Source organism: Nocardia sp. NPDC051900 (assembly GCF_044452545.1).
Lineage (GTDB): Bacteria > Actinomycetota > Actinomycetes > Mycobacteriales > Mycobacteriaceae > Nocardia > Nocardia sichangensis.
The window spans coordinates 184368-201399 of record NZ_JBITBU010000016.1; the positions used below are offsets into that span (position 1 = coordinate 184368).

A 17032-nucleotide genomic window follows, 5' to 3' on the forward strand; every position below is an offset into this window, starting at 1 on the left:
GAGCACGTCAGCCGCGACCAGAGGCACGTCGGCGACGACCGGGGACACCTCAGCCCCGGCGGGGGGCAAATCGTCAGCCACGGCCAGAGGCAAACCGGCTGCGTACGAGGGCACATCAGCGGCGATCACGTTCGCGCCGCCGGCGGGAGCGGCTGCGCCCTTGCGGTGCAGGAACCGCGCCATCTCACGCACGGTCGGATAGTCGAAGACGAGCCCGGCAGGCAGCGGCATTCCGACCTCGACGGCGAGCGCGGCCCGCAGTTCCATTCCGGTCAGGGAGTCGACGCCCGTGTCGTGCAGTGGCAGATCAGGATCGAGTTCGCCCGCGCGATCGAGTACCCGCATCGCGACGCGCTGGACGAGCGCCTCCCACGGTGCGAGATCGTCGGACGCCGACTGCGTTCGCGGTACCCCGGTGGTCTCCCGTGGAATCGTCGGCGGTACGGTCGGCGCGATCTGCGGCATGCGCTGCGCATACCACCGCTCGGGCACGAATTCGAAGACGCCAGGGGCAGCACTGTCGTGCCGGACGAGGTGCTCCAGCGCCGCGGCCGCGTCGCCCGCGGACAGCGGAGGCAGCCCGCGCCGCACGAGACGTGCTGCGACGTCGGGCCGATCGGCGGCCATGCCCACGTCGGCGAACGGCCCCCATCCGATGCTCAGCGCGGGCAGTCCCTCGGCACGCCGCCGCCAGGCCAGCGCATCCAATGCCGCGTTGGCCGCAGCGTAATTCGCCTGGCCAGGGGTACCGAGTACGCCTGCGACGGAGGAGTAGGTGATGAAGAGTTCGATCGGTTGATCGCGGGTGAGCTCATCGAGGTGGCGCGCCGCATGGTATTTGGGTCCGAGCACGGTCTCGAACCGCGACCAGGTCTGCTCGCTGATCACGCCGTCGTCGAGCACTCCCGCGCAGTGGACCACGCCGCGCAGTGGCGGGAATCCGGATTCCGAAATGCCTTGCAGCAGTTCCGCGACGGCCGCGCGGTCGCCGACATCCGCCTGCCGCGCCGTCACTCGAGCGCCGGTGCCGCGCAGCGACTCCAGCAGCCGTTCCCCTGCCGGATCCGGCGCGCGTCTGCCTACCAGCACCAAATGCCGTGCTCCACGGTCGGCCAGCCAGTGCGCGGCCTCGGCGCCGAGGCCGCCGAACCCTCCCGTCACAAGATAGGTGCCATCGGACAACCGGTCGCCGCCCGCGGCGACCGGGACGTCTTTGCCGAGCAGGACGACGCGACCGGGATGATCTCGTTGCGACATGGCGCGGAACGCCTCGGCGGCACGATCGATGCCGTAGGCCGCGTGCGGCAGCGTGGTCAAAGCGCGCTGCTCGAACAGCGCCAGCACACTGCGCAGGGCAGCGCCCAGTCGCCGCGGGTCGATAGTGGCCGGATCGAAGGTCCGGTGGTCGACATCCGCATGCCGATGCACCGTTCCGGTCTGCACCGGGTCGACGATCTCGACGAATCGTCCTCCCGCATGCAGGACTTCGGATGCGTGTGCGGCGAAGCCGTCCCCCGAGGTGTGCACGACGACGTCCAGTCCGTGCCCGGCGGTCGCCGCCCGAACCCGTTCGCCCAACTCGTGGCTGCGCCAGGTATGGATCTGTGTGACCGGCAGACCCGCGTTCCGCGCCCAGCGACACAGCGCGGCGGTCGCGCACACCTGCGCTCCGGCGTGCACGGCGAGCTGGACCGCGGCCATGCCGATGCCATCGGCGGGGCCGTGGACGAGCACCCGGTCCCCGGCGCGCAGACCGCCGAGGTCGAACAGCGCGTGCCAGGCGGTGGTGAAGGCGTAGGGCACGGTCGCGCCGTCGGCGAAGGGCAGGTCGTCCGGCAGCCGGGCCACCATGGCCTGGTCCACCGTCACGTGGCGGGCGAAACTGTCGGCCGCCAAGGCGACGACGCGGTCACCGACCGCGAATTGCTCGACCCCGGCGCCAATCGCGGTGATCCGGCCCGCGCACTCGGAACCCAGCGGTCCCGCCCCATCCGGATGGATGCCCGAGGCCACCCAGAGGTCGTGGGCGTTGAGGCCGGTGGCGGCGACGGCGATCTCGACTTCGCCGGCTGCCGGTGCGCGTCGGATACCGGCCTCCAACCGCATCCGTTCGAACTCGCCGGAACGGTGCGCGACCAACCGGTAGTCGGCGGACTCGAGGCCTTCGGCGACGCGCGCGGTCAGCCAACGGCCGTCGCGGAGGGCGAATTCTCCTGCGGCGCGGCCGCTGAGCAAACCATCGACGATCGGGGCGCTGTCCACGATGGTTTCGGCGGGCAGGTCCAGCAATCGGCATCCGAACTCGGGGTGCTCGGTGGCCAGCGTGCGTCCGAAACCCCACAGCAGCGCTTGATCGGGGTCGGGACGGTCGGTCGGGGTGACGCGCTGGGCGTTCACGGTCAGCAACCACAGCGCGGCAGGCCGGTGCGCTGCCGAGTCCAGAGCGCGCGTCAACCGCAGGGCGGCTTCGATGCGAAGCCGGGCGGAAGCTGCCGTCCACGCGAAGACGATGCCCTGAAACGAATTCACGGACTCGGAAGACAGGATCTCGTCGGCTGCGTGCCCGTCCTCGGGGCGAACCATCACGATTTCAGCGCCCCGCACGCTCAATCCGGCGGCGACGGCGTCCCCGACCGCTCCGTCACCGAAGATCAGCCATCGACCCGCAGGTTCCTCGCGCACGCCGCCCTCGGCAGCAGCCCATCCCATGTGATGCAGCAGGCGTGCGAGCCTTGTCGAGTCCGACTCCACGGCAGACGATTCCGGCACAGTATCGAAATTCGCGGCCAGCAGGCTCACACCCTGAACGCTGGCGAGCGGTCGCCCGGACTCCGAGTACAGCGTGGCGTCACCGAGGATGATCCGCCTCCCTCGTTCGGTCACCCGCACCCGGCACCGCACGGTCGCATCCCCGGCCGTCGGGTTGCCGAAGAATCGGACACGATCGATCTCCGACGGCAAGAACAACTCCTCGCCCCCGGTAGCTGTCACCACGATGCTGTGCAGACAGGCATCGAGCAGGATCGGATCGAGCGCCGTGCCGTCACCGGGCAACCGGAACGCCGTCTCGGCCTCGGTTTCGCTGATCCGCCGGAACTCCAGGGCACAGCGGTAGTCAGGGCCCAGGTCCAGGCCCAGCCGGGCGAGAGTGTCGTAGTAAGTGGGCCAGATGCGCGCATCGGAAACAGCGGATCCGGCCTCATACGGGTCCGCCGAATCAGACTGCGCCGCAGTGAGTGTCGCTTGCGCATAACCGGCTCGGGCGTCGTCGGAGCCGAGGAAGCGCACATCGTGGCCGTCCGCGCCGGGCTGGACCACTACGCGCAGCACCGCTTCGGCGGTGACCTCCAGCGGCGTGATCAGCCGCAGCTTCGCGACTTCCCAGGCCCCGGGCAGTCGAGTGGCGATCTCGTTCAGCTGAGCGCTCAGCCACGCCGCGGGCACTGTCGGCAGACCACGCAGCCGATGTCCTGCGAACATCTCCGGGGTGAGCCGCAGGGCGCGTGACGAACTCGATTCGTCCCGGCGCGGCGTCAGCTCCAACCAATGCCGTTTGCGCTGGAACGGGTAGGCCGGTACATCGACATGTCGCCAATGGTGACCGGAATAGACGGCACCCCAATCGATCTCGGCGCCATCGACATACCGTCGAGCCAGTTCGAGCGACCCGCTCGACACCTCAGCGACCGACCCGCTCACTGTGACCCCGGAGGCGACGTTCTCGAGCGCGGCACGCAGCTGCGCGGCAGTGTCGAAACCGATCGCCACGCGCTCACCGAAGTGTGTTCGGCCCAGCGCGGCGCGCGCACACAGATCCACCAATGCGATCTCAGGGTGGGCGACGAGCAGATCCCGGTATCGCGCCGCCAGTTCGCGCAGCGCATCGGCGCTTTTCGCCGACAGGACCAGCAAATGAGGCCCGGCATCGTCGGGGGCATCGGCCTCCGAGACCTGTGGCGGTTCTTCGATCACCACGTGCGCGTTCGTCCCGCTGATCCCGAAGGCGCTCACCCCCGCCCGCCGGGGCCGTCGAGAACGCCGCCACGGTCGCTCCTCGGCGACCACCCGGATAGCGACCGAGTCCCAGTCGATATGCGGATTGCCCGAACGGAAATGCAGCGAGGCGGGAATGCGCTCGTGGCGCATCGACTCGATCACCTTGATGATGTTCGCGATGCCCGCCGCCGCCTGGGTGTGCCCGAGATTCGACTTCACCGACCCGATCCACAGCGGCGTGGTTTCGGTGCGACCTTCTCCTAGGGCTGCGGCCAGGGCGTTCACTTCGATCGGATCACCGAGTGCCGTGCCGGTGCCGTGTGTCTCGACGTAATCGATGTCCCCCGCCTCGACGGCCGCGTCCGCCAGTGCCGCGCGGATGACCCGTTCCTGCGCCGGACCGTTGGGTGCGCTCAATCCCTGGCTGCGGCCGTCGGAATTGACCGCGGAGCCGCGCACCAGCCCCAGCACCCGATCGCCGTCCCGCCGCGCGTCCGCCAGCCGCTTGAGCACCAGCATTCCCGCGCCGTCACTCCAGACGACGCCGTCGGCGCGTGCGTCGAAGCTCTTGCACCGGCCATCGGCGGCCAGGCCGCGCGCCCGCGCGAAGTAGATGTCGAGCGAAGGCGTCAGCACCACGGTGGCGCCGCCCGCCAGCGCCAGATCGCATTCGCCGCTGCGCAGACTGCGCACCGCCGTGTGGACGGTCACCAGCGACGAGGAGCACGCGGTATCGATGGTGAGGCTCGGCCCCTGCGCGCCGAAAAAGTACGACAGTCGGCCGGAGGCGACGCTGGAGAGGTTTCCGGTGCCGAACCAGGCATCGGGCGCGAGGTCGGCCCGCGCCATCCGTTCGGCGTAGTCGTTGGACATCACACCGACGAAGACGCCGGTCCGGCTGCCCTCCAGGCGGCTCGCTGGGTAACCGGCGTGTTCGAGCGCCTCCCACGCAGTTTCGAGCAGCAGCCGCTGCTGCGGGTCCAGCATCCGGGCCTCGCCGACGGAGATGTCGAAGAATCCGGCATCGAAATCCTCGACACCGTCGACGAAACCGCCCCAGCGGGTGTAAGTCTTGCCGTCGGCATCCGGGTCCGGATCGAAGACGGCGTCCACGTCCCAGCGGTGCGCGGGTACCTCGGTCACCGCATCGGTTTCGGTGGTCAGCAGGCGCCACAGATCGGCGGGCCCGCGCACGCCGCCGGGATAACGGCAGCCGACGCCGACGATCGCGACCGCGTCGGCGTAATCGTCCGGGGCAGGCCCGGCTTCGCGTGCTGTGAGCTGAGACACGTTCGGTGTACTAGGTGTAACCGGAAGTTTCGTTGGGTATACCGGGGCTGTGAGCTGCTCGGAGATGCGCGTGGTCGGTCGCTGTTCGGCCTGCTGCCCTGCCGTGCGGCCGGGGGCGGACGTGGCGCCGAGCCGGGCGATCTCCTCCGAGACCGCGGCGACCGTCGGATGATCGAACAGGAGCGTCGCCGGAAGTCGCATCCCCAGATCCGCGGACAGCGCGTTGCGCAGCTCGACCGCCATCATCGAATCGAGCCCGAGTTCTCGCAGCGGCGTGCGGTCGGAAACCGCTGTCGTGCGGCCGAGTGCCGTCATGGCGTGGGTGCGCACCAGTTCCCGCAGTTCCGCCGGATCGCGCGAATCCTGGGCTTCGACCGCGGCGACCGGTTCCGGCTCCGCCGGAACCTCCGTGACGGCGGGAAAGACCGACACGACTCCCTCCGCCGACAGCAGCCAACGCAATGCTCGGACACCGTCTTCGGCGGCCAGTTCGCCGACACCGTGGCGTGCCCACGCGCGGCGGGCGGCTTCGCTCAGCCCTTCGGCCATGCCGGTGCCCGCCCACGGCCCCCACGCGATGCTCAGGGCAGGCAGTCCTCGAGCCAGCCGCAGGCGGGCGAGGGCATCGAGATACGCGTTCGCCGCGGCGTAATTGCCCTGCCCGGCGGTGCCCACCACGGCGCTGACCGAGGAGAACAGCACGAACAGATCGAGCGGCTGTCCCGCGGTCAGCTCGTGCAGGTGCCACGCGCCCGCGACCTTTCCCGCGAACACCCGGTCGATGTGCCCGGCAGTCTGCTCGAACAACAGGGCGTCGTCCAGAACTCCCGCACAGTGCACGACCCCGGCCAGCCTCGGCAACTCCACACCGAAGCGGCTGATCAAGCGGGACAACGCATTCCGGTCTTCGACATCGACCACCGCGGTCTCGACTCGCGCCCCCGAAGCCGCGATCCGCGCCATCTCCCGCTCGTCTCGCGAGGTCGGGCCGCTGCGCCCGGCCAGCACGATCGTGCCCGCGCCGGCCTCGGCCAGCGTCCGCGCGGCAGTCAACCCCAGCGCGCCACGTCCGCCGGTGATCAGATACGCACCGCCACGCTTCACCTCGGGCGCCCCGCCCGGTTCGTCGGAAGGCTGCATCCGCATCGTGTAACAGTGACGCCCGCGCAGCGCGATCGCGGAATCAGTGGCGCCGGAGCGAATCTCGTCCACCAAGCGGTGGTCGTCGCAGCGCGCGTCCGCGGGCAGGTCGATCAGGCGGCACCGCAACTCGGGCAGTTCGGTGCGCGTCACCGCGCCCAATCCCCACAGGGTCGCGACGGCCGCACGCACGGGTTCCCCGGCGAGCGCTCCGGTCGCCCCCATCGTCACCAGGTACAACGGTGCGTCGGAAACCAGCCGAGCCATCCGTTGCACCACCGCGAGCGCGAATCGCGTTTCCACCCGCGCCGATTCGGCGCTGTCGTCCGCTTCGGCATCGGCGAGGTAGATCACCGCACGGTCGTCGCCGGGCCACACGTCGGGATCGGTCGTACGCTCCACGGATACCGCATCGGTACCCGCGGCGCGCAGCGCTGCGGCGAGCCGGTCCGCCTGCTGCCCGACGCCGACCACCAACGCGGCGGCGGGCGCCCGTCCGCTCGGCGACGCCACGACGCGCTCCCAGGTCGGACGGTGGGTAAAGCCGGACATGCTATCCCGATCCTGCGGCTGCCCGGCAGTGCCGGACTCGGCGAACCATACGTCTTCGATATCGCAGACCACCGCGCCCGCGGTATCGAAGACCGTCAGACGAACGGTGCGGCCGGTGCGCTCGGCCAGCGCCCACGCCGTTGCCCCCGCACCCTGGCCGGACAGACGCAGACGGCCGATACCCACCGGCAGACGCGCCGCGTCGCCATCTGCGGACACCAACGCAAGACCGGTCTGGATCGCGGCGTCGAGCAGACACGGCAGCCAGGCGTCCGGTTCGTCGGCGAGTTCCGCCGGGCGCGTCAGTTCGGCGAGCACGCGGCCCTCGCCGGACCACAATCGCGTGATCCAGCGGAATCGCGGGCCGAAAGTCAATCCGGCATCGGCACACCGGCGGTAGAAAGCCGCGACATTCTCCTCGGTGGACAGCGCGAGCCGCGCCGCGGACAGTTCGTCGGAATCGCGGGGTCGATTCGTGGCGGCTCGAACCGTCGCGGACACCGCGGTGACCGCGCCCTCGTCGACGTGGAACCGCACCTCGGCGCGACCGCCCACATCGGAGACCAGCGGCTCGGACAACTCCTCCAGCGGCACCGGTCGCGCGGCGACGAAGTCGATCAGCTCGTGGCCTGCGCCTCCGGCCGCATGCAACGCGCGCAACGCGAGCTCTGCCGCGGGCACCACCGCACGGTCGCGAAAGCGATGCTCGGCGAGATACCCCGTGCTCGGCGACGCGCTCTCGATCGGCACAAAGACCCGCTCTCGTTCGAAGGGGTAGGTGGGCAGGCCGTTGCGCCTGCGCGCGTCCAGCGGAACCACTGCGCTCCAGTCGATTTCAGCGCCCAGGCGATACAGCTCGCCGAGCCCGGTCAACAGCACCTCGTCGTCGGTGGACGTCCGGCGCATGCTCGGCACCCACACGGCGGCGGGGTCGGTGTGCCGCCCGAATTCCGACAGCACCGGATGCGGTCCCACCTCGAGGTAGACATCCACGCCCGACTCGGCGGTCGAGCGCACACCCTCGGCGAAACGGACGGTGCCACGGGCATGCGCGCGCCAGTACGCCGCATCCATGAGGCCCTCGATCCGCGTGCCGGTCACGTTCGACACCAGCGGAATCGTCGCCGCGCGCGGGACGGGAACCAACTCGGCGACCCTGGCTTCGAAGTCGTCGAGCATCGGATCCAGCAGGGGCGAGTGGAACGCCGCCGTCCCGGGCAGCCGCACGGCACGGATCGACCGTTCCTCGGCAGCCCGCACAACCCGCTGCACCCCGTCCACCGATCCCGACACGACGAATTGCCCGGGGCTGTTGACCGCCGCGACCGACACACTCGCCGAGAGCTCGTCCAACAGTGTTTCGAACTCCACGGGCGCGGCGAAGACCGCCGCCATCGCCCCTTGCTGCGCCACTGCCTGCATCAACCGGCCCCGTTCTGCAGCCAGACGCAAACCGGTGGCGAGATCGAACACGCCCGCGACGGTCGCCGCGACCAGTTCACCGAGGCTGTGCCCCAACACGACGTCGGGGCGGACGCCGAACGCCGACCACAGCTCGGCGCAGGCCCATTCGAGCGCGAACAAGGCCGGTTGCGCGTACTCGGTACGGGCCAGCACATCGTCGTCCGCCGCGAACAGCACCGACCGCAGACGCAGGCCGTCGCGAAGCGGTCCCAACAACTCGTCGCACCGGTCGAGCGCCGTGCGGAAAGCCGGGTACCTGCGGTCGAGCGCCGCGCCCATCCCGGCGTACTGTGCGCCCTGCCCGGTGAACAGCATCGCGACCCGCGGCTTGCCCGGATCCGGATCGATGGACCGATCTGACGGTGCCGCGAGATCGAGCGCCGCTTCTTCGGCTGTTCTGGACACGACCGCTCGCCGGTACGCGAAATGCGTGCGTCCCAGCGCCGCGGTGGCGGCGACGTCGGCGAGCGGCATCTCCTGCCGGTCCAACTGCTCCGCATAGCGGTGGGCCAGCGCATCGAGGGCCGACCGGGTGCGCGCCGAAATGACCAACAGCGCAGGCTCATTCGGATCGGCACGCGCCAGGGGCTCGGGTGCCTGCTCCAGCACCACATGTGCGTTGGTGCCCGCGAATCCGAACGAACTCACCCCTGCCAATCGCGGCTGCCGCGTCTGCGGCCAGGCGACGTCGTCGGTCGGCACCGCCAGCGCCGTGCCGTCGAGCCTGATCTTCGGATTCACTGTGGCGAAATCGTGCTGACGTGGAATTCGTTCGTGCTGCATCTGCAGCACCACCTTGATCAGCCCGGCGACGCCCGCGGCCGCCTCGAGGTGCCCGATCTGCGACTTCACCGAACCGAGCAGGCACACCGACCCATCCGCACGTGGCACGCCGACCACCTGCGACAACGCCTCGATCTCGATCGGATCGCCCAGCGGCGTGCCCGTGCCGTGCGTCTCGACGTAGCCGATCCGATCGGCGGCGCACCCGGCGTCGGTCAACGCGTCGCGCAGCAACTCTCGTTGTGCCGTCGGATTCGGTGCGGTCAGCCCCATGGAACGACCGTCGTGGTTCACGCTCGAGCCTCGGACGAGCGCCCTGATCTCGTCACCATCGGCGAGCGCTCGCGAAAGCGTTTTGAGCACAACGACACCCGCGCCCTCGCCACGCACATACCCGTTCGCGCGCGCGTCGAAGGGGCGACAGCGCCCATCCGGAGAGAGCGCGCCCATGCGGGCCAGCGCCTCCGAAGTCAGCTCGGATTGCAGCAGATTCACTCCGCCCGCCAACGCGACGTCGCACTCCCCCGCACGCAGACTGCGGCACGCCTGATGCACCGCCACCAGCGACGACGAGCACGCGGTGTCGATCGCCACCGCCGGACCACGCAATCCGAGCACGTAGGACACCCGCCCCGCCACGATGCTCGACATCGTCCCGGTGAGCGTGTGCGCGTCCACCGAACTCACCCAGTCCGGGGTGATCGTGCGCTGGTATTCCTGCCAGCTGACACCGAGGAACACCCCTGTGCGGGCCGCGGCCGGACCACCTGGCACCAGTGCGGCGTCTTCCATTGCCGCCCAAGCCACTTCGAGCACCAGCCGCTGTTGCGGATCCATCGACGCCGCTTCGCGCGGGGCGATCCCGAAGAACTCCGCGTCCATCGCATCGATCGGACCCGCGAGCAGCCCGGCTCGCCGCCGCGCCCGTCGAGGCGCCGAATCCGTTACCACCCAACGGTTCTCCGGCGCCTCGACGATCGCGTCGCGGCCCGAGGACAGCAGTTCCCAGTACTGCTGCGGGGATTCCGCGCCGCCGGGAAAGCGACAGCCGATTCCCACGATGGCGATCGGCTCGCGCTGCGGCCGCGCCTCCAACTCCTGAATCCGGCGGAGCGCCCGCGTCAGCAAGACCCGTAGGCCGTACCCATCATCCGACATCTGCGAAGCCACCCACATCTTGCAAAAGTTGTGACGTGGAACATACGACGCGCCCGGTTAGGCGTCAATTACCTTCGGTGTGCACAAAATTAACTCAAGTTACCAACTAGTAGCTTGATCTTCCGCTGAACCATGTTGCCCAAGTGAAACATTCACTTTTGAAGGATTCACTTCCGAGCTACTCATGCACCCGCCGCGCGCCGATCCGATCGATCCGCTCCCGCCCCCACGCACCCAGCGGCTCCAGCGCGGCGTTGAGCGCGACACCGATCTCGGTCAACCGGTACTCCACCCGCGGCGGCACTTCCCGATAGACGGTCCTGTCGACGATGCCGTCCTCCTCCAGCTCCCGCAGCTGCTGGATGAGCATCTTCTCCGAGACGCCGGGCAGCCCCTTGCGGAGCTCGCCGAAGCGCCGAACCCGGTGGTTGTCCAACTCCCAGAGAATCAGCGCCTTCCACTTGCCACCGACGACATCCATCGCCGCATCGATCCCGCAGAAGTACGGCCCCGACCGCTTCGAGCCCATCGTCCACCCTCTCCACCTGTTCACAAACCAATCGGTAAGTACCCCACAAAATAGTAGGTACTTGCCCGCCCGCCGGTCGTCGAGCACTCTTGATTTCAGCGCGCTGACCAGGATTTTCTCGACCTCAAAGGAGCTGAACCCGCAATGGCGGAGACCACGAATACCCCGGTGACCATCCTGGGACTCGGCGCGATGGGGCAGGCGCTCGCCGCGACCTTCCTGAAGGCGGGGCTGCCGACCACCGTGTGGAACCGCACCCCCGGCAAGGACGCCGACCTCCGCGGCGCCGGAGCCACGAGCGTCGCCACCATCGCCGAGGCGATCGACACCGACGGCCCGATCATCGCCGTACTGCTCGACCACGCTTCGGTGCACGCCACCCTCGACCCGGTAGCCCACCGACTGGCCGGACGGCAACTGATCAACCTCACCAGCACCGCCCCCAACGAGGCCCGCGAACTCGCCGCCTGGGCGGCCCGCCACGACTGCGACTACCTCGACGGCGGCATCATGGCGATACCACCCATGATCGGACAGCCGGGCGCGTCCATCCTCTACAGCGGCTCGCGGACGGTCTTCGACGCACACCGCGAATCCCTCGAATTACTCGCTGCCGCAGAACACTTGGGCGACGACGCAGGCCTCGCCTCGACCTACGACTTCGCCCTGCTGGCGGCCATGTACGCCATGTTCGGCGGCTTCCTGCACGGCGCGGCCATGATGCGGTCGGTCGGCGTCCCCGCCGCCGAATTCGGCCGGCGAGCCGCCGCATGGCTCAACGCGATGACCCAATCCTTGCCGCACCAAGGCGCCGTCATCGACACCGCCACCTACACCGACCCCATCCAGTCCATCGCCTTCCACAAAGCCGCCCTCGACGCGATCAACCGCGCCAGCCGCGACGCCCACGTCACCCTCGACTTCGTCGCCCCCTTGAAAACCCTCCTCGACCGCCAGGTAGCCGACGGCCGAGGAGCCCTCGGATTCGAACGCACCTTCGAAGAACTTCTCTGAGTCCCCCGCGTGGGCCGCACTCCTTCCACCGGTGCGGCCCACACGCCCGCCGCCCGCAAACGCTTAAGAATCCGCAGGTCAAGCCGCGATTTGGTCCACACGGAGATGATCCGATAATCTTGCTGGGCACACCGGTCCGGGTGGCGGAATGGCAGACGCGCTAGCTTGAGGTGCTAGTGCCCTTTATCGGGCGTGGGGGTTCAAGTCCCCCTCCGGACATTCAATGACACGGTTCTGTGGCAGATTTGCCACAGAACCGTGTATTTTTTGGCCTTAACCAGGGTCCGGACCCGTTTTCGGCGGCAGAATTGCCGCGCGGTGGTGTCATTGAACGGCTCGGACACGACCCCGGTGTCGCTGTGACCGACACGAAGGATCCGCCGCCGTGGCTGCGCGCGGGCCTGTATCCGTTCCCCGTGACAGAGCATGTCCGACCGGATCACATTCAGCCCGATGACCTGGGTAGAAGTCGTCACGGCGGATCTGCCTTGAAGATCTTGACCGTGCTGTGGCGAACATCGGATGATGGACACCTGACAGTGGTGATGGTCCCCGCGAGCCGTGAAGTCCTTCCGGTTCGAGCTGGGTCGGTCGACCACCCCGGTCCAGTGCAGTCGGCGCTGGTGCCGTCCCCGAGCGTCTTCCAGCCAATCAGCCCTGCCGTTCGCGGGCACCGTCCCTTCACCTCGTGTTGAGGAGCACCGTGAGTTTCGACGAAGTCCCCATCACACCACCCCCGCTCCCCCACCAGCCGCCGGTACTCGACCACAGCGCCGGCGATACCGGCCGCTCACCGGCTGGTTCTCCCCGGCTCGATGAGTACATCGCCCGGGTGCGTACGAAGGTCCCGCCGAAGACGCTGAGGAGCTACGACTCGGCATGGCGTGCGATCAGTCAGGTATGGGGCGACCGAGTGTTGAGCGAGCCGACGACCAGGGAGATAGAAGAGCTGATGGATGCGCATCAGATCCGTTCTCGCGCTCGCGCCAATTCCCGTGGCGGAGAGTCAGCCGCGGAGAATCTGCTGTCGGCGTTACGGCACGTCTACAAGCACGCAGTACGTGACAGGATCATCGATCCCTCCAGCAATCCCGCGGCGGCAGCAAGGCTTCCAGGTCGACGCGCGGGCAAAGGCGATGTTCTGACCAGCGAGCAGGTGCGGGAAGTTCATCGTGTTGCTTCTTCCACCGGTGATGACCCCGAGCTGGACGAACTGATCGTCATGCTGCACATCCAAACCGCGAGTGACCGGCAACCTGTCATCGATCTGGCGCTTCACGACCTCGACCGCGACAACTGCCTGGTGCGGCTACGGACGCGCGGCGGAGGGTTTCACTGGCATCCGGTCTCGCCCCGTCTCATGGCCGCGCTGGGAAGGCATGTCGAACGTCGCGGAGGAGTGAACGCTACACATCGCGTACTGCGTAAACGCAACGGACGCCCGATCAGCTACAGGCGCTACGACGGGTTGTGGAAGCGAGTCCGCGAGAACCTACCGTGGGCAAAGGAATTGGAGGTCACCACCTACTCGATCACGGAGACCGTGCGTGTGCACGTGCGCCAGTTGTTCGGGGAGACGGTCGAGCGGGTCTATATCGGCCAGCAGCACGACGACACCGCTGTGCTGACCCACCTGCGTGGTGATGTCATCGAAGCACTCATGACGATCACCGGCGAACCCCACCCACTCGCCAGAACCAAACGGTCCCAGGGCTCACCGGGTCGGTGAACGAAGTTGCTCGCAGGTGAGCGGGGTATGGGGGTGGTCCGCCCTGGATGAACAGCTCAAACAGACCGACAAGCTCATCGAGAGCCGATTCCACCGCCACCGCGCCGCCGACATCCCGCCGATCATGCTCGGCACCGAATTGCTCTCCGCCGCTGGCGACTCAGTGGCCCGCCTGTTCCACCCCGCATGTTCTGGGCAGCGGTCTGCACAATGGTGCGCCACGGTCGCCGCAACTCCCAAAACGAGGTGGTAGGAGCCGACGGGCAGCGGCAGCGAGCGGCGCAATGTGAACAGCGCGAATAGTTCTCCGAGACGGTGCGCGCCGTGCCCGCCGACGCGTAACGGGTGCGCAAATACGCCGAGATCGCCTTCGTGAAGTGGACGACCGTCCACCTCGCCCACTCGGTGGACTCGCGTCTGAGCAAGCTCCGACGATGGATGCGCCAAACGACAGTGACTGTCTGGCCGTGTCTCGAGTGGTGACCGCGGCGCTGCTGGAGCACGGGCTTGCGGCGAGGACGGCAACAGTCGCGGGTTGGGCAGATCCAAGCGCCACGATCGTCCGGTTCTTTCACCAAGTCAATGTGGCGAGGTCTCCGGCAACTGGTTGGTCGACCAGATCCAACTGAACACCGAACATCGTGACCACCCTGGCGGTGACCCGACGAGCCGAGCTGACCAAGGTTCATTGGGCCGGGCTCGAAACCGCTGCTGACGTGCCCGGCCAAGCGGCCGACCCTCCCGGTACAGCAGACGCCAGCTCATCAACGGCATCCGCTGGCGCATCCGGGTCGGCGCACCCAGGCGTGACATCCCGCTGCTATAGATCCTGGCGAGCGATCTACGCGCTGTCTCCGGCGCTGGGCTCGCACTCGACCGAGGGCTGCACACCTCGCGCATCACCACTGGACGGGGTGATGGAAGATCCGGACCGCGCGGCCTGGTGAGCCGGGTGGGCGGCGGCGTGGTCAAGGCTGTAGATCGTGAAGAGGATCGGCGCCGGCGCTGAGACCGCCGAGGAGTGTGTCGACGAGGGGGCGGACCTGGGCAGGGTCGAGGCTTCTCGGGTGAGTACCACCCTGGAATGCATTGCAGAGCAGCTTTTCGAGGGCGAGGCGGGGATCGGTGCCAGTGAGGAGCTCCCCTCGTTCTAGTCGCACTAACCGGGTGCGGCGGCGCCTCACAGGTCTTGTCGATGGCGTCTCCGGTCGACTCGAACAAGGTTTGCTACCAGGAAACTACCTTTCAGCGAATCGATCGGTGGCCGAATGGCGCCAATAGGCGTTCGACGTCGGCGCTGAGTGTTGTCTCTACCCTGTCGTTCTGGCTGCGAGCCTGCGATGGTGTCCCCCGGCCGGGGCGCCGATGTCAACGGTATGAGCCGTACCGCCGACTCGAATGCGGCTGATCGTCGTCGGCCGGAAGGACGAACGACCACATCATCGGCCATCGCGACTCGGGACCTTCGTCTCTCGCGGACTCCCCACGCACCCACCAGACTGGAAAACGGACGGCTGTATCCGACCCGAGCAGGGGTTATCGACAATGCCTGACGACACCGTGGTGATCGATCGCGCTGGTCTGGACCGTCTCGTGGACGTGCTGCGCGAGCAGGGGTACCGCGTCATCGGCCCGCAGGTCCGCGGTAGCGCGATCGTCCTGGACGAACTGGACTCCGGCCGGCAGCTGCCCGCCGGATGGGGCGTGGAGACCGCGCCCGGCCGGTACCGGCTGCACCGCCGCGACGACGCGGCGGTGTTCGCCCACTCCGCCGGTCCCGGATCCTGGAAGCAGTTCCTACATCCGCCGCGCCGCAAGATCGGGCAGTTCGGACCGGATCTCGAGCTGGAACCCGTCGAAGAAACGCCGGTCCGCTCCGCGTTCCTCGGCGTCCGCGGCTGCGACCTCACCTCGATCGCGATACTCGGGCACGTGCTCGGCGACGGCTCCCACCCGGACGCGTCGTTCACCGCTCGCCGGAAGGATCTGTTCGTGGTCGCGGTGAACTGCACCGAGCCCGGGGGCGTGTGCTTCTGCGCGTCGATGGGCACGGGACCGGGTGTGTCGGCCGGATACGACCTCGCCCTGACCGAGCGCATCGACGCCGAAGGCCACCGATTCCTCGTCGACGTGGGCAGCACGGACGGCGCGCACGTCCTCGCGGAGCTCACCGCTCGTCCGGCCGACGAGCAAGAGATCACGAACGCCCGCGCGGCAGTGTCCGCGGCGACCGGCCGGATGGGGCGCGCCATGCCCGAGGTCGACATCCGCGCACTGCTGCGCGACTCTCGGGAATCCTCGCACTGGCAGGATGTCGCCGCCCGCTGCTTCACCTGCGGCAACTGCACGATGGTGTGTCCCACCTGCTTCTGCACCAGCACCGAGGACGTCACCGACCTCACCGGCGACCATGCCGAACGCTGGGAGCACTGGTCGTCGTGCTTCGAACCGGACTTCTCCTACCTGCACGGCGGCAGCGTGCGGCAATCCGGCGAAAGCCGCTACCGGCAGTGGATCACCCACAAACTCAGCACCTGGTACGACCAGTTCGGCAGCTCGGGATGCGTCGGCTGCGGACGGTGCATCGCCTGGTGCCCCGCCGAGATCGACCTCACCGCGGAGGTGGCCCGGCTGGCCGAGCTGGCACAGGAAACCGACGATGCCCACCGGTGACGAACTTTCCCCCTTCGGTCGCCTGACGGCACTGAGCGCGGAAGAGCTCGACACGCTCGCCCGCGCCGGGCGGGACGTGACCTTCCCGGCCGAGCACCGGGTGATCGGGGAAGGCCGTCCGGCGGACCGATGCTGGCTGATCCGGCACGGCCGGATACTGCTGGACGCACAGGTGCCGGGGCGCGGCGAGATCGTCATCCAGACTCTCGGCGACGGCGATCTGCTCGGCTGGTCCTGGCTCGTACCGCCCTACCGGTGGCATTTCGGCGCGGTGACCGCCGAACCGGTCGACACCGTCGAGTTCGACGCGCGAACCCTGGCCGCACTCGCCGACCAGGATCCGCGATTCGGCCGTGCGCTGGCCTTGATGCTGTTCGAGGCCTTGCTGGAACGCCTGCAGGCCACCCGGGCCCGCCTGCTCGATCTCTACCGCAATCCCGCCGAAACGTGCACTGCGGGCCTACCCCGTATCGCGGCGGCACGAGGTGGCCGATGAGCGTAGCTACCCAGTCCCTCGCCGCCGTACACGGCGACACGATGCTTCCATACCGAGTCGTCGACCGCATCCCGCTGTGCCGAGATGGCCCCATCGTGGACTACGCGACTGCTGAACCATTGCTGGCGGTGCGTGAACTATGACGAAGACACCGACACTCGCGGTGTGGAAGTTCACTTCCTGCGATGGTTGTCAGCTCACCTTGCTC

Annotated in this window: 7 protein-coding genes and 1 tRNA gene (1 of these 8 running past the window's edge); 6 read left to right on the forward strand and 2 right to left on the reverse strand. The window is 68.3% G+C overall.

Translation table 11 applies throughout. From position 1 onward, the window contains the following. Both ACIA5H_RS26245 and ACIA5H_RS26250 read right to left on the reverse strand, forming a co-directional pair. On the reverse strand, window positions 1–10383 hold the start of the coding sequence (locus ACIA5H_RS26245) for an SDR family NAD(P)-dependent oxidoreductase (RefSeq protein WP_397077959.1). The gene continues 11358 nt to the left of window position 1, outside the view; only the first 10383 of its 21741 coding nucleotides appear in the window; the start codon lies at window positions 10381–10383; its stop codon lies off the left edge, out of view. Between the two features lie 178 nt (window positions 10384–10561). Continuing rightward, window positions 10562–10912, reverse strand: coding sequence for a helix-turn-helix domain-containing protein (locus ACIA5H_RS26250; protein ID WP_355077950.1), 351 nt, complete (start codon window positions 10910–10912; stop codon window positions 10562–10564). 144 nt (window positions 10913–11056) lie between these two features. Here ACIA5H_RS26250 and ACIA5H_RS26255 point away from each other — a divergent pair, with 144 nt between their 5' ends. The 6 genes from ACIA5H_RS26255 (at window position 11057) to ACIA5H_RS26280 (ending at window position 16967) form a co-directional block, all read left to right on the forward strand. Then, window positions 11057–11926, forward strand: coding sequence for an NAD(P)-dependent oxidoreductase (locus ACIA5H_RS26255; protein WP_397077962.1), 870 nt, complete (start codon window positions 11057–11059; stop codon window positions 11924–11926). Window positions 11927–12060: 134 nt separating this feature from the next. Beyond that, window positions 12061–12145, forward strand: a tRNA-Leu gene (locus ACIA5H_RS26260). A gap of 697 nt (window positions 12146–12842) precedes the next feature. Then, window positions 12843–13655 (forward strand): site-specific integrase, encoded by an 813-nt coding sequence (locus tag ACIA5H_RS26265; RefSeq protein ID WP_397077964.1) that lies wholly within the window; start codon window positions 12843–12845, stop codon window positions 13653–13655. Window positions 13656–15200: 1545 nt separating this feature from the next. Further along, window positions 15201–16328 carry a 4Fe-4S dicluster domain-containing protein gene (locus tag ACIA5H_RS26270; protein ID WP_397077966.1) on the forward strand — a complete coding sequence of 376 codons (1128 nt, stop codon included), beginning with the start codon at window positions 15201–15203 and terminating at the stop codon, window positions 16326–16328. Then, window positions 16315–16824 carry a Crp/Fnr family transcriptional regulator gene (locus tag ACIA5H_RS26275; protein ID WP_397077968.1) on the forward strand — a complete coding sequence of 170 codons (510 nt, stop codon included), beginning with the start codon at window positions 16315–16317 and terminating at the stop codon, window positions 16822–16824. The genes ACIA5H_RS26270 and ACIA5H_RS26275 overlap by 14 nt, the downstream gene beginning before the upstream one ends. Beyond that, on the forward strand, window positions 16821–16967 hold the full coding sequence (locus ACIA5H_RS26280; protein ID WP_397077970.1) for a hypothetical protein: 147 nt from the start codon (window positions 16821–16823) through the stop codon (window positions 16965–16967). Before ACIA5H_RS26275 ends, ACIA5H_RS26280 begins: the two co-directional genes overlap by 4 nt. Window positions 16968–17032 lie beyond the last annotated feature (65 nt).

Excerpts from the sequence above, each read along its gene's own strand:
- ACIA5H_RS26250 (WP_355077950.1), bottom strand. The coding sequence starts at position 10,912 with ATGGGCTCGAAGCGGTCGGGGCCGTACTTCTGCGGGATCGATGCGGCG.
- ACIA5H_RS26255 (WP_397077962.1), top strand. The coding sequence starts at position 11,057 with ATGGCGGAGACCACGAATACCCCGGTGACCATCCTGGGACTCGGCGCG.
- ACIA5H_RS26270 (WP_397077966.1), top strand. The coding sequence starts at position 15,201 with ATGCCTGACGACACCGTGGTGATCGATCGCGCTGGTCTGGACCGTCTC.
- ACIA5H_RS26275 (WP_397077968.1), top strand. The coding sequence starts at position 16,315 with ATGCCCACCGGTGACGAACTTTCCCCCTTCGGTCGCCTGACGGCACTG.
- ACIA5H_RS26280 (WP_397077970.1), top strand. The coding sequence starts at position 16,821 with ATGAGCGTAGCTACCCAGTCCCTCGCCGCCGTACACGGCGACACGATG.